Origin of the sequence: Pseudomonas sp. PD9R (genome assembly GCF_019200975.1) — a bacterium.
Classification (GTDB): domain Bacteria; phylum Pseudomonadota; class Gammaproteobacteria; order Pseudomonadales; family Pseudomonadaceae; genus Aquipseudomonas.
In genome coordinates this window covers 1-18,627 of the sequence record NZ_JAHTMR010000021.1, presented here as the reverse complement: position 1 = coordinate 18,627, position 18,627 = coordinate 1, and the positions used below count along the sequence as shown (strand labels likewise).

The following is an 18,627-nucleotide window of genomic DNA, read 5'->3' as shown; positions in this document are numbered from 1 at the left end:
CGTTTCACATATTTCATGTTCAACATCATTCCTCTGTAGAAGCTGCCGCAGGCTGCGATCTTTTGATCTTTACCGTTCCCCCGCAAAAACCTCCCCCAACCAATCCACAAACACCCGAACCCGTGGCGACATCTGTCGGTTATGCGGATACAACACAGAAACCGGCATCGGTGGCGGTGGTGTGTCGGTGAGGATTTCCTTCACCAGTCCTTGGGCGATTTGCGCTTCCATTCGGTAATGCGGGCACTGAATCAGGCCGAGGCCGGCAATCGCCGAGGCAGCGTAGATTTCCGCGCCAAACACTGAAACGGCACCTTCAATGGCGACCTCCTTGAGCTCGCCATCGACCATGAACTCGAACGGAAACAACTTGGCAGTGGTGCGCGAAACGTAGTTCACCGCGCGGTGGTGTTTCAGGTCGTCGAGGTTTGTCGGTTCGCCGTATTTGCGCAGGTAGGCGGGACTGGCGCAGGTGATCTGACGCAGGTTGGCCACGCGACGGCCAATCAATGTCGAATCGTTCAAGGTGCCGGCGCGCAGCACGCAATCGACGCCTTCAGCGATCAGGTCGACGAAGCGATCGGCCTCACTGATCGATAGCTCGATGTCCGGGTAACGCGCCATGAATTGCGGCAGGGCCGGGATCACGAAATGTTTGGCCAGCGTGCCGTGCAAGTCGACTCGCAACCGCCCTTTCGGTGCCACGCCGCGAAACGCCAGCTCGGCTTCTTCAAGCTCCGCCAGCAACTGCACGCAACGTTGGTAATACGCCTCGCCATCCAGCGTCGGGCGCACTTTACGCGTGCTGCGCTCCAGTAACCGTGTGCCAAGCCAGGCTTCGAATTGATTCAGCGTATGGGTTAGCGTCGCGCGCGGCAGGTTCAGGTCATCCGCCGCCAGCGTGAAGCTGCTGCGCTCATAAATGCGCACGAACACCTTCATCGCTTTGACTTGATCCACGTTGAACTCCGGGTGCGCGATTGTTGGCGATTATTGAACAGTCAAGGCAACTCTCGTGCATTTATCGGCCTGAGTAAACATGTGAAATTGGCTTCACACCCAATCAACAGGAACAGATCCATGACTCACCAGACTTCGAAAGTTGCCCTCGTGACCGGCGCCTCACGCGGCATCGGCGCGGTGATCGCCAGACAACTGGCCGGCGAAGGTTTCGCCGTCGCCATCAACTACGCCAACAGCGCCAGCGAAGCCTCGAAGCTAGTGGTGGAGCTGCGTCAGGCCGGCCATCAGGCCATAGCGATCAAGGCTGATGTGGCGAATGCCGACGATGTGCGGCGGATGTTCGACGAAACCGAAACGCAACTGGGCAAGGTCGATGTGCTGGTGAACAACGCCGGCATCCTAAAGGTCATGCCATTGGCGCAACACAGCGACGAGCTGTTCGAGCAGAACTTCAATATCCACGCACGCGGCACCTTCAACACCCTGCGTGAAGCGGCCACACGCCTGAACAGCGGCGGGCGGATCATCAACTTTTCCAGCAGCACCGTCGGCCTGAACCTGCCGGGTTACGCGGTGTACATTGCCAGCAAAGCGGCGGTGGAATCGCTGACCCAAGTGTTCGCCAAGGAAATGCGCGGGCGCAATATCACGGTCAATGCGGTGGCTCCGGGGCCGGTAGCGACTGAGTTGTTTCTGCATGGCAAGAGTGAGGAGCAGATCCAGACCTTCGCCAAGATGGCGCCGTTGGAGCGGTTGGGTCAGCCGGAAGATATCGCCCGTGTTGTGTCGTTTTTGGTCGGACCGGATTCGGCTTGGGTCAATGGGCAGATTTTGCGGGTGAATGGTGGGTTGGTTTAAGGACGACGCTATGCTCGATATGACGGAGTGATCCAATGAGACCGCCTTCGCGGGCAAGCCTCGCTCCTACAGATTTACCGCTGAGCCCCGTAGGAGCGGAGCTTGCCCGCGAAGACGGTCTAACAGACAGCGCATCTGCAGGGCGAGACCCACCATGCACACCACCATCATCATCACCTTCGGCCTGATCCTGCTCGCCCTGATGCTGTTCATCGGCGAGAAAATCGGCTTCAGCCGCCTGACCCTGACTTACGGTTTCGTGGCCCTGTGGCTGGCGCTGACGCTGATCAACGGCGCCATCGGCATGGTCAATGCCGGCCAGCCGTTGAGCACTGAGCTGGTGGTCGGCACCGTGGTGTTCAGTGTGCCGGTGGCGGCGCTGGTGCTGTTCATGGTGCTGACCAGCGAAGCGTGAAACATCGGTCAACGCACCAGGTGCAAGAACTGCATGTGCCGTTCGTACTGATCAAGGATGTCGTTGATGATCTGCTCCTTGGTGTACCCCACCAGATCGTAGTTCTGACTGCCCTCGCTCAAGTGCACTTCAGCCCGGTAATAACGACGGTTATTGAGCTCTTTTGAGCCCATGCCGCCACGGGCGAAGGACGGCGTAAAGTAGCCGCGCATTTGCACCTGATAGATGAACGGGTGCTCGTCACCGTGACCGATTTCCAGGCTGACGCTGTCATTGACCGGTTCCGGGTGCGTGATGACCTTCAAGCCTTTTTCGACGAACACCGCCGAGACGTCTTCAATGGCCGGACGCACCGTTGAATCGAGGAAGCGATAGACCTCGTCACGCGACGGAAAATGCACGGCCTGACTCAAGCGCTGGCGCCAGCCACCACGTCGAGAACCCGATACCGGCGCCAGTGAGTGCAGCTGCGCAATCTGCTTCTGCGACTCCAGATAAAACGCCTTGTGCAGCCCCCACATCATCAACAGCAAAATCAGCGAGAACGGCAACGAGGTCAGCACCACCGCTGACTTCAATGCATCGATGCTGCCGGAGAACAGCAGCGCACTGGTCACCAGCGCGGTCATCGCCCCCCAGAACACCCGCAACCATTTCGGCCCGTCTTCATCTGGATTGCCGCCCGTGGCGGATAGCGTCGACAACACCACGGTGCCAGAATCGGCCGAGGTGACGAAGAACACAAAACTGATGAACACCGTGATCGCAATGACGGTTTTGCTCCACGGGTAAGTTTCCAGCAGTAGATAGAGCGTCATCGACGGATTGTCGATAGCCGACATGCCCAGCGCGCTCATACCGTGATTGAGCACTTGGTCGATGGCGCTGTTACCGAAAATCGACATCCACGCCAGGGTGAAGCCGAGCGGGATCAGCAGCACGCCGAAGACGAATTCGCGAATGGTCCGGCCACGGGAAATCCGTGCGATGAACAAACCCACGAATGGCGACCAGGCAATCCACCAGGCCCAATAGAACACCGTCCAGCCGCCCAGCCAGTCGCCGGGTTTGCCGTAGGCGTACAGGTCGAAACTCTTCATCGGCAAGGCGCCGAGGTAATCACCAATATTCTGGATCAAGGTGTTGAGCAGGTGCTGCGTGGGGCCGGCGAACAACACAAACAGCAGCAACGCGCAGGCCAGCAGCATGTTGATGTCGGACATTACCCGCACGCCCTTATCGACGCCGGACACCGCAACGATGATCGCCGCACCCATCATCAACGTGATCAGGCCGACCTGAATCCATTGGGTGTGGGCGATGCCGAACAGGTAGTCCAGACCCGAGTTGAGGTGCAGCACGCCGAAGCCCATGTCGGCACCAAGGCCGAACACCGTGGCGATGATGCCGAAGCCGTCCACGGCGTAGCCGATGGGACCGTTGATTCGTTTGCCAATCAACGGATACAGCGCCGAGCGCAAGGCCAGCGGAAGGTTATGCCGATAGGCGAAATAGGCCAGCGCCATGCCGACAAAGGCAAACACGCCCCAGCCATGCAGGCCCCAGTGCAGAAACAGAATCTGCATCGCCTGACGCGCCGCATCCGCCGTGCCGGCCTCGCCTTGCGGCGGCTGGATCATGTGGGTCAGCGGTTCGGACACGCAGAAGAAAAACAACGTGATGCTGATCCCGGCGGCGAACAGCATGCCGGCCCAGGACAGGTAGCTGAATTCGGGCTCGTCGTGGTCGGCACCGAGTTTTATCTTGCCGTAGCCTGATAACGCGGTGACCACCACGAAGACCAGATACAGCGTCATCGCGAGCATGTAGTACCAGCCGACCGTATTGGCCGCCCAGTTTTGCGCCGCCAGCAACCAGGCGCCGGCTTGTTCGGGCATGGCGATAACGACGACGCCGAACAACAGAATGAAACTCGCCGCGAAGTAGAACACCGGCGGATTCATGCGGACCAGGCCGCTTGAGGGGATGGACGATGCACTCATGAACGGTGCACCTCGAAGGGGTAAAACGTGGCTGTAGAAATCGGACTCAGCAAAGGCAAGCCTCCTGTTGTGAGCGGGCGGCGAACCACCGGTTTAACTTGAATGAACGTTCAATTTAAACATGGATAGGAGGCTAAGGACTAATCGCAGGGCTCGACGGTCATAGAATTCTGTAGGTCTGCGGACTGCAGGCCTGTAGGACTGTAGGAGCTGTCGAGTGCAACGAGGCTGCGATCTTTTGATCTTGATGTTTTAAAATCAAAAGATCGCAGCCTCGTTGCACTCGACAGCTCCTACGGGTCTACAGGCCTATAGAGGGGGCAATTTTTACTTCTGCGCCCCGTCATCATGCTGCAGATTCGCCTGGGTCACGTTACTGCCCACCGGTACGCTGCGGGTCAGCCAGACGTTGCCGCCAATGGTCGAACCCTGGCCGATGGTGATGCGCCCCAGGATCGTCGCACCGGCATAAATCACCACGTCATCCTCGACGATCGGATGCCGCGGCTGGCCCTTCTGCAACTGGCCGTCTTCGTCCGCCGGGAAGCGTTTGGCGCCCAGGGTCACCGCCTGATAAATCCGCACCCGCTCACCAATGATTGCCGTCTCGCCGATCACCACGCCGGTCCCGTGGTCGATGAAGAAACTGCGGCCAATCTGCGCGCCGGGGTGAATGTCGATGCCGGTGGCCGAGTGGGCGATTTCCGAACTGATCCGCGCCAGCAACGGCAAACCGGAGCGATACAAATGATGGGCTAGGCGATGGTGAATCACCGCCAGAATCCCCGGATAGCACAACAGCACTTCATCGACGCTACGCGCCGCCGGGTCGCCGTGATAGGCCGCCAGCACGTCGGTATCCAACAGGCTGCGCAACCCTGGCAAGGCAAGGGCGAAGTCCTGAATGATCTGGATGGTTTTGGCTTCGACCTCAGTATCCGCCTGGGCACTGTGGCGAGCGGCATAACGCAATTCGAGCCGTGCCTGAGCCAGCAACGCATTCAACGCCACATCAAGGGTGTGACCGACGTAGAAGTCTTCACTCTCCTCGCGCAAGTCCACCGGCCCCAGCCGCATCGGAAACAGCGCCCCACACAGGGCTTCGAGAATCTCCGCCATGGCCGCCCGGGACGGCAACTCGCGACCACCCTGTTCGGTGCTGGCCCGGCCGTTTTGTGCTCGCCACTGGTCACGTGCCGTGCGCAGTTGACTGACGATGCTCTGCAATTGCCAATGGCTGGAACGCTCACTCACGGTAAAAACTCCTCACGGGCGGCCGGACGGTCTGGCCGCGTCAACGGCGATTACTTTACGGCAAGGCCCGCAAGCCAAATTAAGAACCAATTGTGCTGTGTTAAGCACTATTGGCTATAAGCGATTGGCGGTTGCCCCTTCAAATAGGCGTGCCTATAGTCCTTCAATCTCCCTCCGCCAGTACGGAACTATGTTCAATCAACAGCCGTTCAAACAACAGCTTGCCCGCTTTAACCGTCTCGACCTGCTCGGTCAGCCGACCGCCCTGGAAAAACTCGAGCGCCTGTCGACCTGGCTGGGTCGCGATGTATACGTCAAACGCGATGACCTGACCCCGCTGGCAATGGGCGGCAACAAGCTGCGCAAGCTCGAATACCTGGCCGCCGATGCCTTGGCCCAGGGCGCCGACACCTTGATTACCGCTGGCGCGCTGCAATCCAACCATGTGCGCCAGACCGCTGCCATTGCCGCCAAGCTGGGGCTGGGCTGCGTCGCCCTGCTGGAAAACCCGCTGGGCACCGACGATGCCAATTATGTCGGCAACGGCAATCGACTGTTGCTCGACCTGTTTGATGCCAAAGTCGAGCGGGTCGAAAACCTGGATAACGCCGATGAACAACTGCAAGCCTTGGCCGCTCGGCTGCGCAGCAACGGCAAAAAACCGTATCTGGTGCCGATTGGCGGCTCCAATGCATTGGGTGCTCTGGGTTACGTGCGCGCGGGTCTCGAACTGGCCGAACAAATCAAGGACACCGGCCTGAATTTCGCCGCCGTGGTCCTGGCCTCCGGCAGCGCCGGGACCCACAGTGGCTTGGCGTTGGCTTTAAGCGAGACATTGCCGGAATTGCCAGTGATTGGTGTCACGGTGTCCCGCAGTGATGAGGATCAACGACCGAAGGTACAGGGCCTGGCCGAGCGTACCGCCGAGTTGCTGGGTGTGAAGCTGCCGGCGAGTTTCAAGATCGAGTTGTGGGATGAATATTTCGCGCCGCGTTATGGCGAACCGAATGCCGGAACATTGGCGGCGGTGAAGCTGGTGGCGGGTCAGGAAGGGCTGCTGCTTGATCCGGTCTACACCGGCAAGGCCATGGCTGGTTTGCTCGACGGGATTGGTCGTCAGCGTTTTGATGATGGCCCGATCATATTCCTGCACACCGGTGGGGCACCGGCGTTGTTTGGCTATACCAGCTTTTTGTAAGCGCCAAAGATCAAAAGATCGCAGCCTGCGGCAGCTCAAGGTACGCCGATTTATGTAGGAGCTGCCGAAGGCTGCGATCTTTTCCATGGAACACCGCATATTCTTTAAATGAATAACAAAAACTAAAATTATTATTTTCTATTCTAAAAACGCCATCATATAGTCGCATCGCAGGCGAATTTGCAGCGAGACGCATAAGCTGCTTTAGGGCACGATATCGCAGTCGTTCAAATCCCGAATTTGCCAACTTTCCTAAAGCGTCTTCCATAAGAAAACACAGGGGCTTGTCATGAATTTTTCCGCACTACGTCGAAATCTGCTGGTGGGTTCACTGGGCCTGGCGCTGAGCGCCGGCCTGATCGGGCAAGCAGTTGCCGGTGAGCAACTGCAAAAAATCAAAGACGCCGGCGTGATCAACGTCGGCCTGGAAGGCACCTACCCACCGTTCAGTTTCGTCGACGCTGACGGCAAACTGGCCGGCTTCGAAGTTGAATTCTCCGAAGCCCTGGCCAAAGAGCTGGGCGTCAAAGTCAAACTGCAACCGACCAAATGGGACGGCATCCTCGCAGCCCTGGAGTCCAAGCGCCTGGACGTTGTGATCAACCAGGTAACCATCTCCGAAGAGCGCAAGAAGAAATACGACTTCTCCGAGCCTTACACCGTTTCCGGGATTCAGGCGCTGGTACTGACGAAGAAGGCCGCCGAGCTGAACATCAAGTCCGCTGCTGATCTGGATGGCAAAAAAGTCGGTGTAGGACTAGGCACCAACTACGAGCAATGGCTCAAGGACAATCAGCCGAAAGCCATTATCAAGACCTATGATGATGATCCGACCAAGTTCCAGGATCTGCGCGTCGGCCGTATCGACGCCATTCTGATCGATCGCCTGGCAGCGCTGGAATACGCCAAGAAGGCCAAGGACACCACCGCCGCCGGTGATGCTTTCTCCCGTCAGGAAGCGGGTATTGCCCTGCGCAAAGGCGAGCCTGAACTGTTGGCCGCGATCAACAAAGCGATCGACAAACTGCGCGCCGATGGCACCCTGAAAAAGCTCTCGGAAAAATACTTCAGCGCTGACGTCACCCAATAATGAACGAAGCTTTCCAACTCGCACTGGACTCCCTGCCCTTCCTGCTCAAGGGAGCGTACTACACGGTCATCTTGAGCCTGGGCGGGATGTTCTTCGGTCTCGTGCTGGGCTTCGGCCTGGCACTGATGCGCCTGTCGCGCTTCAAGCTGGTGAGCTGGATCGCCCGCATCTACGTGTCGTTCTTTCGCGGCACGCCGTTGCTGGTGCAGCTGTTCGTGATCTATTACGGCTTGCCGCAATTGGGTATGGAACTCGATCCGCTGCCGGCGGCCCTGATCGGCTTCTCGCTGAACATGGCCGCTTACGCCTGTGAAATCCTGCGTGCCGCGATCAGCTCCATCGAGCGCGGCCAGTGGGAAGCGGCTGCCAGTATCGGAATGACCCGTGCGCAAACCCTGCGCCGGGCCATTATTCCGCAGGCCATGCGCACCGCATTGCCACCGCTGGGCAACAGCTTCATTTCGCTGGTCAAGGACACTGCACTGGCGGCCACCATTCAGGTGCCGGAGCTGTTCCGCCAGGCGCAGCTGATCACCGCCCGTACCTTCGAAGTGTTCACCATGTACCTTGCCGCCGCGCTGATCTACTGGATTCTGGCCACAGTGCTTTCGCACCTGCAGAACCAGTTGGAAGCCCGGGTCAATCGGCACGATCAGGAGTCCTGACCCCATGATTGTCGTGGAAAAACTGACAAAGCAGTTCAAGGGTCAAGTCGTGCTCAACGGCATCGATCTGCAAGTGAAGGAAGGCGAGGTAGTGGCGATCATCGGGCCGAGCGGCTCGGGCAAGACCACGTTCCTGCGTTGCCTGAACTTCCTGGAAGAACCTACCAGTGGCCGGATCAAGGTCGGTGACATCGAGATCGATACCAGCCGCCCGTTGAACCAGCAGCAAAGCCTGGTGCGTCGTTTGCGCCAGCATGTAGGTTTCGTGTTCCAGAACTTCAACCTGTTCCCCCATCGCACCGCCCTGGAAAACGTCATCGAAGGCCCGATCATTGTAAAAAAGATCCCGCTTGCCGACGCCGTTGTCCTGGGTAAAAAGCTGTTGGCCAAGGTCGGCCTGGCGGGCAAGGAAGATGCTTATCCGCGTCGCCTCTCAGGCGGTCAGCAACAGCGTGTGGCGATTGCCCGTGCGCTGGCGATGGAACCTGAAGTGATTCTGTTCGATGAACCGACCTCGGCACTCGACCCGGAGCTTGTGGGCGAAGTGCTGGCGACTATCCGCGGCCTGGCTCAGGAAAATCGCACCATGGTCATCGTCACCCACGAAATGGCTTTCGCCCGTGATGTGGCCAACCGTGTGGTGTTTTTCGACAAGGGCGTGATCGTCGAACAAGGCGAAGCCAAGGCGCTGTTTGCCAACCCTAAAGAAGAACGTACCAAACAGTTTCTCAGCAAATTCCTGAATAACGCTCACAACTGAGTGACCGCTGCACACGTATTGACTTCCATGGATGGAAGTTGAACCTGCCTTTATTAACAATCCCTCTTTATTAAAACAGCATCGTCGCACAGCAACTGTTATTGCTAACGGCGGTACATATTTATGTCCCGCAATAGATTAATCCCGCCTAAAATCCCAAAAAAAACTGGCACTGCCTTGGCAGAGAGTTGCCTGCTTTACGGCCAAAAATCCACAAAACCCGCAGTCATATTCGACAGATCAGGAAAGCTTATTAACGCTGTCGCGTAGGAACATTCTGAATAACGCGATATCCACAACCTAACTAACAAACCCTATTGACACTGATTCGGTCGCGCTCTTATCTAGCCTCCAACAGGCGCCAATCACTATTTAAAAACGGGAAAATAATCAGCCGCTTTGTTACTTGGCAATTCGCGCCTTTTGAACTTTCAGAAACGGACTTCACTGCAAGGCTTCAAGGAGAAACCCATGACAAGCACTTCAAATAAAACCGAACTTGTGGCCCCGACCCTGGCGCAAACTCACAAGATCGGTATCAACATTATCTCGGCAGCGCATCAGTTGATCGACGTACCGCCGTACCCGGCGATGGACGAAGGCGACCTGATCGAACTGTTCTGGGACAACTGTTACGTCGCCTCCCGAGTCCTGACAGCCCACGATGTGGGTCAGCCCGTTCAGTTGCGCGTACCCGAGAGCTTTATTGCCAATGGCACCGCGCGCGTTCACTACCATGTCATGCAGATCGGACAAGGCGCATCGGTATCAGCTGCCAGGCGTGTACACATCAAACTCGACGGCCCCGGCGGACAGCCTTCGGCACTGTGTGGCGACGAAAATCAAAGCCTGGCCCCGGTGAGTATTCCCGAGACGATTCGTCGTCAAGGGGTCAACCCGAACCAGATCAAGCGCGGTGTACCGTTGACCATCGAGCCCTACCTGAACATGGCCGCCGACGACGAGATTACCCTGCGCTGGGGCGATGTCCGCATGGACCTGCCCCGCCTCAAGGCCAGCGATGTCGGCCAGCCGATACAGGTCTGGGTGCCGCCGGCGATCATTGTCGAGGCCGGCGAAGACCTGCGGCTGGAAGTGACTTACTGCATCCTCGACCGGGTAGGGAACAACTCACGCTGGGCGCCGGCGCGGACGCTGAAGATTGGTTGCGCCAATCCTTACTTGAAGACCCCACTGTAGGAGCGAAGCTTGCTCGCGAAGGACGTTAACGAAAACGCGGGCTACCTGGATAAACGCATCGCCTTCACGTTTTTCGCGAGCAAGCTCGCTCCTACAGAACCCGAATGCGACCTTGAACTGTTGCTACAAGAACAACTGTTGCCCTGCGTACAGTTCGCGCCGGCACACTTCTATCAATATTCCTAAAAGTTAGTTCATAACTTATTTATAAACGCTTAGGGTATATGCACCGGACCACCGGACATTCTTGTTTTCGATCGCCGCAGCCTGCGGCGCTTCCATGAGATGTGAGGTAGGTATGGTCCGGAACACAATCACCCCAGTGCAGATCGCCAGGGCATTGCGTGCAGCCAAGGAGTGGCACTGATGTCCAGTCTGGCAGACGCATTAGTTCAGAGTGATCTGGACGTCGCCCCATTGTTGTTGCCCGCGCAGGTATTGCGCAACGACGCACAAGCGATCAAGGCCGCCCATGAGCTGGCGCAAGTCGCCCGCCTGCAAGCGGCCAAACGCGACCAGCAGCGCAAGCTGCCGTGGTCGGAAATCGAACAGTTCACCCGCAGCGGTTTGGGCAGCATTGCCATCCCGCGCGAGTACGGCGGCCCGCAGGTTTCCTTCGTCACCCTGGCTGAGGTGTTCGCGATCATTTCCGCGGCAGACCCGGCACTCGGGCAGATCCCGCAAAACCAGTTCGGCATTCTCAATCTGGTGCTGGGCAGCGCTACCGAAGCGCAGAAAAAACAGCTGTTCAAAAGCGTGCTCGACGGCTGGCGCATCGGCAATGCCGGGCCCGAGCGCGGCACCAAAAACACCCTTGATCTGAAAGCGCGCATCACCGCCGACGGTGATGGTTTTGTTCTCAGCGGGCAGAAGTTTTACTCCACTGGCGCGCTGTTCGCGCATTGGGTGGCGGTCAAGGCGCTCAATGACGACGGCAAGCAGGTGTTGGCCTTTGTGCGTCGTGGCACGCCGGGGTTGCGGATCGTCGATGACTGGTCCGGTTTTGGCCAGCGCACCACCGCCAGCGGCACTATTTTGCTCAACAACGTGCGGGTCGACGCCGAGCTGGTGGTGGATAACTGGAAGATCAACGACAAGCCGAATACCCAGGGCGCCGTCTCTCAGCTGATTCAAGCCGCCATCGACGCCGGCATTGCCCGTGGCGCTATCGACGACGCTATCGCGTTCGTGAAGACACGGGCCCGGCCGTGGATCGACGCCAAGGTCGAACGCGCCAGCGATGACCTGTACGTGATCGCCGACATCGGCAAACTGAAAATCGAACTGCATGCCGCCGAAGCGCTGCTGCGCAAGGCCGGGCAAGTGCTCGATCAGGTCAGTGCCGCGCCACTCACCGCCGAGTCCGCCGCCCGTGCTTCGATTGCCGTGGCCGAAGCCAAAGTGCTCACCACCGAGATCTCGTTGCTGGCCAGCGAAAAGCTCTTCGAACTGGCCGGCAGCCGCGCCACCCTCGCCGAATTCAACCTTGACCGCCACTGGCGCAACGCCCGCGTGCACACCCTGCACGACCCGGTGCGCTGGAAGTATCACGCAGTCGGTAACTATCACTTGAACGGCACTCTGCCGGCACGCCACTCCTGGATTTAACGACCAGACCTCTGGAGAAACACATGTCAATTTCTCAACACGTCGCGGTCATCACCAGCGATGAGCAAGCCCTGATCATCGCCAGCGACCTGGCTGAAGATTTCAAACGCGACAGCGCCCTGCGCGACCGCGAACGTCGTTTGCCGCACCCGGAACTGGAAGTATTTTCCCGCTCGGGCCTATGGGGCATCAGCGTGCCGAAAGAATACGGCGGTGCCGGTGTTTCCAACGTCACCCTGGCCAAGGTTATCGCGCTGATCGCACAGGCTGACGGCTCGCTGGGGCAGATCCCGCAAAACCATTTTTATGCCCTCGAAGTGCTGCGCGTAAACGGCAGCCACGAGCAGAAAGAACGTCTATATGCCGAAGTGCTGGCCGGTCAGCGCTTCGGCAATGCCCTCGCCGAACTGGGCACCAAAACCGCCCACGATCGCGTCACCCGCCTGACACGTGACGGCAGCGGTTATCGCATCAATGGTCGCAAGTTCTACGCCACCGGCGCGATTTACGCCCAGCGTATTCCGACCTCGGTGATCGACGAAAACGGCGTACAGCAACTGGCATTCGTCCCGCGTAACAGCAAAGGCCTGACGGTGATCGACGACTGGAGCGGTTTCGGCCAGCGCACCACCGGCAGCGGTTCGGTGGTGTTCGAAGATGTGTTTGTAGCATCCGACGACGTGATCCCGTTTCAAAGCGCATTCGAACGGCCAACGCCGGTCGGCCCGTTGGCGCAGATTCTCCATGCCGCCATCGACACCGGCATCGCCCGCGCCGCCTATGAAGATGCGCTGCACTTCGTGCGCACCAAAACCCGGCCATGGATCGACGCCACCCACGAAAAAGCCACCGAAGACCCGCTGACCATCAAGAGTTTCGGCCACTTGAGCATTCGCCTGCATGCCACCGAAGCCTTGCTGGAACGCGCCGGCGAATTCCTCGATAAAGCCCAGGCCGAGAGCAACGCCGAGACGGTGGCTGCCGCGTCGATTGCTGTCGCCGAAGCCCGCGCCATCAGCACCGAAATTTCCCTGGCCGCCGGCAGCACCTTGTTTGAACTGGCCGGCAGCCAGGCGACGCTGATCGAACACGGCCTGGATCGCCACTGGCGCAACGCTCGCGTGCACACCTTGCACGACCCGGTGCGCTGGAAGTATCACGCGGTCGGCAATTACTACCTCAATGATGAAAACCCTCCGTTGCGGGGGACCCTCTGATGACCGCCATCAAGAAGAAAATCCTGCTCAATGCGTTCAACATGAACTGCATCGGGCACATCAATCACGGCCTGTGGACCCATCCACGGGATAACTCCACCCAGTACAAAACCATCGAATATTGGACAGAGCTCGCGCAGTTGCTGGAGCGCGGACTGTTTGACGGTTTGTTCATCGCCGACATCGTCGGGGTCTACGACGTCTACCAGAATTCGGTGGACGTGCCGCTGAAAGAGTCGATCCAACTGCCGGTCAACGATCCGCTGTTGCTGGTTTCAGCCATGGCCGCGGTGACGAAAAACCTCGGTTTCGGCCTGACCGCCAACCTTACCTACGAACCGCCGTACCTGTTCGCCCGACGCATGTCGACGCTCGATCATCTGAGCCGTGGCCGCGTCGGTTGGAACATCGTCACCGGCTACCTCGACAGCGCCGCCAAGGCCATGGGCCTGAGCGAACAAGTCGAACACGACCGTCGTTACGATCAGGCCGATGAATACCTGCAAGTGCTCTACAAACTCTGGGAAGGCAGCTGGGAAAACGACGCGGTGCTCAACGACCCACAGCAGAGGATCTACGCGCAACCGGAGAAAGTGCACAAGGTCGAGCACAAAGGCGAGTTCTATCAGGTCGAGGGTTATCACCTTTGCGAACCGTCGCCGCAGCGAACGCCCGTGCTGTTCCAGGCTGGCAGTTCTGATCGTGGATTGCTGTTCGCCGGCCGCCACGCCGAGTGCGTGTTCATCAGCGGCCAGACCAAAGCGTCGACCAAAGTGCAGGTAGACAAGGTCCGCGCCAGCGCCGTTGAGGCAGGGCGCAATCCCGAGGACATCAAGGTGTTCATGGGGCTGAACGTGATTGTCGATGCCACCGAAGAACTGGCCTGGAAGAAACACGCCGAATACCTGAGCTATGCCAGTGCCGAGGCCGGCGTGGCGCATTTTTCGGCGTCCACCGGCATCGATTTTTCCGAATACGCCATCGACGAACCGATCCAGTACGTGAAAAGCAACGCGATCCAGTCCGCCACCAAAAACCTGCAAAACAACGACTGGACCCGGCGCAAATTGCTGGAGCAACACGCCCTCGGTGGTCGCTACATCACCGTGGTCGGCTCGCCCGAGCAAGTGGCTGACGAACTGGAATCATGGATCGCCGAAACCGGCCTCGACGGCTTCAACCTCACGCGCATTGTCACGCCGGAAAGCTATGTGGATTTCATTGAACAGGTGATCCCCGAGCTTCAACGGCGCGGGTCGTACAAGACCGCTTATGACAATGGCAGCTTGCGGGAAAAGCTGTTTCGCGAAGGGGCGCAATTACCACCACAACATACCGGTTCGGCATTTCGCCGCTAAAAGCTTCGCGGGCAAGCCTCGCCCTACAAGAGCACTGCAGTCCCCTGTAGGAGCGAGCTTGCTCGCGATGAGGCCCGACCAAACACCACAAATTCAATGCACTGACTGGAAAACCATCATGACCAAAAACCTCTTCTCTCACCCAGTCAAAGCACTGGCCCTGGCCCTCGGTCTGTTCAGCTCTGCGGTCTTCGCCGCCGACGCCCCGCTGAAAATCGGCACCACCGCCGCCTTCGCCATTCCGCTGGAAGCCGCCGTCGAAGAGGCCAACAAACAAGGCCTGAAAGTCGAGCTCGTAGAGTTCACCGACTGGATCGCCCCCAACGTCAGCCTTGCCGCCGGCGACATCGACGTGAATTACTTCCAGCACATCCCGTTCCTGGAAAACGCCAAAGCCGCCTCCGGTTTTGACCTGGTGCCGTTCGCGCCAGGAATCATCAACAACGTCGGCCTCTACTCGAAAAAATACAAAAGCTTCGATGAATTGCCAGAAGGCGCCAACGTGGCCATCGCCAACGATCCGATCAACAGCGGCCGTGGTTTGCAGTTGCTGGCCAAGGCCGGTCTGATCACCCTCAAGCCGGGCGTCGGCTACAAAGCCACCGAAGAAGACATCATCGCCAACCCGAAGAAAATCAAAATCCTTCAGGTCGAAGCCGTGCAACTGGTGCGCGCCTATGACGACGCCGATCTGGTCCAGGGCTACCCAGCCTACATCCGCCTGTCGAAGACCTTCGATGCTGGTTCCGCCCTGCTGTTCGACGGCCTCGATCACAAGGAATACGTGATTCAGTTCGTGATCCAGCCGAAAAGCAAAACCGACCCGCGCCTGATCAAATTCGTCGACATTTACCAGCATTCGCCAGCTGTCCGTGCGGCGCTGGATAAAGCGCACGGCAAGCTCTATCAAGCCGGTTGGGAGAGCTGAGCATGACGGCCGCAACCCAACTGCGACTGGAAATTCCAGAGCCCCGCCTTGTTTCAGAGCACGCTGAACAAACCGAGCTGCATCCAGAACTCAATCGTGCCCACGTGCGCTTCATCGGCCTGGGCAAAACCTACGAAGGCAAACAAGGGCCGGTCGCGGCCTTGCACGGCATCGACCTGGCCATCCAGCGCGGTGAAGTGTTCGGCATCATCGGCCGCAGCGGCGCGGGCAAGTCGTCGTTGATCCGCACCATCAACCGCCTCGAACAACCGACCTCGGGTCGGGTGTTGATCGATCAAGTCGATATCGGCGCATTCGATGAAGACCGTCTGGTGGCGCTGCGTCGGCGCATCGGCATGATCTTCCAGCATTTCAACCTGATGTCGGCCAAGACGGTTTGGCAGAACGTCGAGTTGCCGCTGAGAGTCGCCGGAGTACCGAAAGAAAACCGCGACCGCAAAGTCCGCGAACTGCTGGAACTGGTGGGCCTGCAAGGCAAGCACAACGCCTACCCGGCGCAGCTGTCCGGCGGGCAGAAACAGCGCGTCGGGATCGCCCGCGCATTGGTTCACGACCCTGCGATTTTGCTCTGCGACGAAGCTACTTCGGCGCTGGACCCGGAGACCACGCAATCGATCCTCGGCCTGCTGCGCGAGATCAATCAGCGCCTGGGCCTGACCATCATTTTGATCACCCACGAAATGGCAGTAATCCGCGAAATCTGTGATCGCGTGGTTGTCCTCGAACACGGCCGAATCGTCGAGCAAGGGCCGGTGTGGGAAGTGTTCGGCAACCCGCAGCATGAGGTCAGCAAGACCCTGCTCGCACCGTTGCAACATGCGCTGCCGCCAGAGTTGCAAAGCCGTTTGCACACACAACCGCAGTCTTCGGCGGACGCCGTTGTGCTGCGCCTGCAATTCACCGGAACAGCTCAGGACGAGCCCGACATCGCCGCGCTGTTCAGTGCACTCGGCGGTCGCGTGCGCTTGCTTCAGGGTGGTGTTGAACGGATTCAGGGACACGTGCTGGGGCAACTGCTGCTGGCGGTGACAGGCTCGCCCTTCGCCGCCGAAGAACTGCATCAGCGTGCCGCTCAGTGGGCGCAACAGGTTGAGGTATTGGGTTATGTGGTTTGATCGCTTGCTGCAAGGCTTCATAGACACGTTCCTGATGGTCGGCGTGTCGTCGTTGATCGCTCTGCTGGCGGGCATTCCGCTGGCGGTAATTCTGGTCACCAGTTCCAAGGGTGGCATCTACGAAGCACCGACCGTGAACCGCATACTGGGCGCGTTCGTGAACCTGTTCCGCTCGGTGCCGTTCCTGATTTTGATGGTGGCGCTGATTCCGTTCACCCGGTTGATCGTCGGCACCACTTACGGCGTCTGGGCGGCCGTCGTGCCGCTGACCATCGCGGCGACACCGTTCTTTGCGCGCATCGCCGAAGTCAGCTTGCGCGAGGTCGATCACGGCTTGATCGAAGCGGCGCAAGCCATGGGCTGCCGGCGCGGGCACATCGTTTGGCATGTGCTGTTGCCTGAAGCGCTGCCCGGGATTGTTGGTGGGTTCACGATTACGCTGGTGACGATGATCAACTCATCGGCCATGGCCGGCGCGATTGGTGCCGGTGGGTTGGGGGACATTGCGTATCGGTATGGGTATCAGCGGTTTGATAGCCAGATCATGTTGATGGTGATTGTGCTGCTGGTGGCGTTGGTGGCGGTGATTCAATTGGGTGGGGATCGGTTGGCTCGGGGGTTGAATAAGCGGTGAGTGGGAGCAGGCTCGCTAGCGTTTCGTTTTTTAAAAATGAAGCGCTCTCTCATTCTGGTGATTGGGTCTACGCGGCACTTGTAGTTCCGGCCTAAAGAGTTCCGCTTCAAACAACTGCCTCAATGATGACGAGTTCTGTTCCAATGTATCACTGACCGTCGCAAACATTTTTAACAGTTCTGCTTTTACCTCTATTGATATCTCTTCAAACCCCCCAAACACCTCTAACGAGCCATCAACAAACATATTATACGCCTTGTTATAATCATCAATATTTGCGCCAACGGAAACAAACTCTTCCGAAACCCTATAAGTTTTTGGCTTATTAATCGACCTTGACGTTCCAATTAATGTGGGCGATTTTTTATAGACCTGACCAGTCTGAAACGGTAAATCTCGAACATCATTCAGAGTAAATCCGATTGTGAAATTTTCAGGTCTTGAAAAAATCTCCATCGCTTGGCGATGCGCAACTTTCATCCCGCTACTAATGCCTCCATGTTCTATTGGGACTCCTGCATCATGCAGACTTCCTTCATAAGAAGTTTTTTGCTCACTTGCGCTTGCCCATGGATTCGGCTTCAAAGGATATATATCCACCACACCACTAAGCGATCCGTTAAGTTCAACATTTGCTATACCAGTAAAGCTATTTCCAGGCCGTGATTGACTGAGATAGTAAACAAACTCTGGTCCCGGACGCATTTTCGGAATTTCATAGTCCACAACAAGCCTCGCATTGACTACCCCGTCCCCCCTTGGTCTTTTATTCGGATCCGAAGAAAAATTCAAAACAACTGTACCTTCAGCATCAAAAAAAGTGATCGGGCCGTTATTGAAGGATCGATATATATTTAAACCATCGACATCTCCAAAAGGATCCGGATTAATCCATCGCTGCAACCATGGCGCGTAATAGCGATATCCATAGTGATAAAGCCCCGTCGCATCCATTTCCTTGCCCGAATAGCGAATTGTTTTGTACTGCGCCACCAACGCAGTTTTCCCCGCCCAACAGGCCGTACCGCCGAAGGCATAGTAGCGTTCCTGAGTCAGCACACCGGCCTCGCCGTCCAATTCCAACGTGCTGGAACGCAGATGATCGCTAAGGCTGTAGCGCAGTTGATCGTCATGAGCGCCATCGGGCCAATGCAGGGTGCGTACGCTACTGCGCCCTGCTTCGATGCTGACGACATGGTGCTCTTCGCCATCGGTCTGGCGGTGGATCTCCAAGTTGGGCAGATAGCGGACTTCAGCCCGCAGGGTTCTGCGATTGGTTTGGCTGAAATGGATCTTGCGCAAACGATGGCCGGGGCGGTTGTAGCGGTAGCATTCGTAGT

The 18,627-nt window shown here is 57.9% G+C and carries 18 protein-coding genes; 13 read left to right on the top strand and 5 right to left on the bottom strand.

Translation table 11 applies throughout. The annotated features are described in order from the left end of the window. Positions 1-69: 69 nt before the first annotated feature. Complete coding sequence (locus KUF73_RS27710) at positions 70-960, bottom strand: LysR family transcriptional regulator (protein ID WP_218441148.1); 891 nt, start codon at positions 958-960, stop codon at positions 70-72. 120 nt (positions 961-1,080) lie between these two features. Here KUF73_RS27710 and KUF73_RS27705 point away from each other — a divergent pair, with 120 nt between their 5' ends. Next, positions 1,081-1,821, top strand: a complete 741-nt coding sequence (locus KUF73_RS27705; RefSeq protein WP_218441147.1) for an SDR family oxidoreductase — start codon at positions 1,081-1,083, stop codon at positions 1,819-1,821. Positions 1,822-1,975: 154 nt separating this feature from the next. Then, on the top strand, positions 1,976-2,236 hold the full coding sequence (locus KUF73_RS27700) for a hypothetical protein (RefSeq protein ID WP_218441146.1): 261 nt from the start codon (positions 1,976-1,978) through the stop codon (positions 2,234-2,236). Positions 2,237-2,244: 8 nt separating this feature from the next. On the opposite strand, the gene betT is transcribed toward KUF73_RS27700, so the two are convergent. Both betT and epsC read right to left on the bottom strand, forming a co-directional pair. Continuing rightward, positions 2,245-4,200, bottom strand: a complete 1,956-nt coding sequence (gene betT, locus KUF73_RS27695; RefSeq protein WP_218441204.1) for a choline transporter BetT — start codon at positions 4,198-4,200, stop codon at positions 2,245-2,247. A 366-nt stretch (positions 4,201-4,566) separates the two neighbouring features. Further along, positions 4,567-5,493, bottom strand: coding sequence for a serine O-acetyltransferase EpsC (gene epsC, locus KUF73_RS27690; RefSeq protein ID WP_218441145.1), 927 nt, complete (start codon positions 5,491-5,493; stop codon positions 4,567-4,569). 190 nt (positions 5,494-5,683) lie between these two features. Here epsC and KUF73_RS27685 point away from each other — a divergent pair, with 190 nt between their 5' ends. Beyond that, the gene (locus tag KUF73_RS27685) at positions 5,684-6,691 is read left to right on the top strand and encodes a D-cysteine desulfhydrase (protein ID WP_218441144.1); all 1,008 of its coding nucleotides are present in this window, start codon (positions 5,684-5,686) and stop codon (positions 6,689-6,691) included. A 10-nt stretch (positions 6,692-6,701) separates the two neighbouring features. Here KUF73_RS27685 and KUF73_RS27680 read toward each other — a convergent pair whose 3' ends face one another. Then, positions 6,702-6,959 carry a hypothetical protein gene (locus KUF73_RS27680; protein ID WP_218441143.1) on the bottom strand — a complete coding sequence of 86 codons (258 nt, stop codon included), beginning with the start codon at positions 6,957-6,959 and terminating at the stop codon, positions 6,702-6,704. Between the two features lie 21 nt (positions 6,960-6,980). Between KUF73_RS27680 and tcyJ the strand changes: the two genes are divergently transcribed. From tcyJ to KUF73_RS27630, 10 genes are all read left to right on the top strand, one after another. After that, the gene (gene tcyJ / locus KUF73_RS27675; protein ID WP_218441142.1) at positions 6,981-7,781 is read left to right on the top strand and encodes a cystine ABC transporter substrate-binding protein; all 801 of its coding nucleotides are present in this window, start codon (positions 6,981-6,983) and stop codon (positions 7,779-7,781) included. Beyond that, positions 7,781-8,446: a cystine ABC transporter permease gene (tcyL, locus tag KUF73_RS27670; RefSeq protein ID WP_218441141.1), complete on the top strand. Its 666-nt coding sequence runs from the start codon at positions 7,781-7,783 to the stop codon at positions 8,444-8,446. The genes tcyJ and tcyL overlap by 1 nt, the downstream gene beginning before the upstream one ends. A gap of 4 nt (positions 8,447-8,450) precedes the next feature. After that, positions 8,451-9,206, top strand: a complete 756-nt coding sequence (tcyN, locus tag KUF73_RS27665; RefSeq protein WP_218441140.1) for an L-cystine ABC transporter ATP-binding protein TcyN — start codon at positions 8,451-8,453, stop codon at positions 9,204-9,206. Positions 9,207-9,677: 471 nt separating this feature from the next. Then, entirely contained in the window at positions 9,678-10,406 is a 729-nt protein-coding gene (locus KUF73_RS27660; protein ID WP_218441139.1) for a hypothetical protein, read from the top strand. 366 nt (positions 10,407-10,772) lie between these two features. Then, positions 10,773-12,014, top strand: a complete 1,242-nt coding sequence (locus tag KUF73_RS27655) for an SfnB family sulfur acquisition oxidoreductase (protein WP_218441138.1) — start codon at positions 10,773-10,775, stop codon at positions 12,012-12,014. Between the two features lie 23 nt (positions 12,015-12,037). Next, positions 12,038-13,231, top strand: coding sequence for an SfnB family sulfur acquisition oxidoreductase (locus KUF73_RS27650; protein WP_218441137.1), 1,194 nt, complete (start codon positions 12,038-12,040; stop codon positions 13,229-13,231). After that, a complete protein-coding gene (locus KUF73_RS27645; RefSeq protein WP_218441136.1) occupies positions 13,231-14,589 on the top strand; it encodes an LLM class flavin-dependent oxidoreductase in 1,359 nt (452 codons plus the stop codon). The genes KUF73_RS27650 and KUF73_RS27645 overlap by 1 nt, the downstream gene beginning before the upstream one ends. A 118-nt stretch (positions 14,590-14,707) precedes the next feature. Next, entirely contained in the window at positions 14,708-15,517 is an 810-nt protein-coding gene (locus KUF73_RS27640) for a MetQ/NlpA family ABC transporter substrate-binding protein (protein ID WP_218441135.1), read from the top strand. Positions 15,518-15,519: 2 nt separating this feature from the next. Further along, entirely contained in the window at positions 15,520-16,653 is a 1,134-nt protein-coding gene (locus tag KUF73_RS27635; protein WP_218441134.1) for a methionine ABC transporter ATP-binding protein, read from the top strand. Next, positions 16,643-17,287, top strand: coding sequence for a methionine ABC transporter permease (locus KUF73_RS27630; protein ID WP_218441133.1), 645 nt, complete (start codon positions 16,643-16,645; stop codon positions 17,285-17,287). Before KUF73_RS27635 ends, KUF73_RS27630 begins: the two co-directional genes overlap by 11 nt. A 30-nt stretch (positions 17,288-17,317) precedes the next feature. On the opposite strand, the gene KUF73_RS27625 is transcribed toward KUF73_RS27630, so the two are convergent. Next, a partial coding sequence (locus tag KUF73_RS27625; protein ID WP_218441132.1) for an RHS repeat-associated core domain-containing protein occupies positions 17,318-18,627 on the bottom strand: 1,310 nt, incomplete at its 5' end.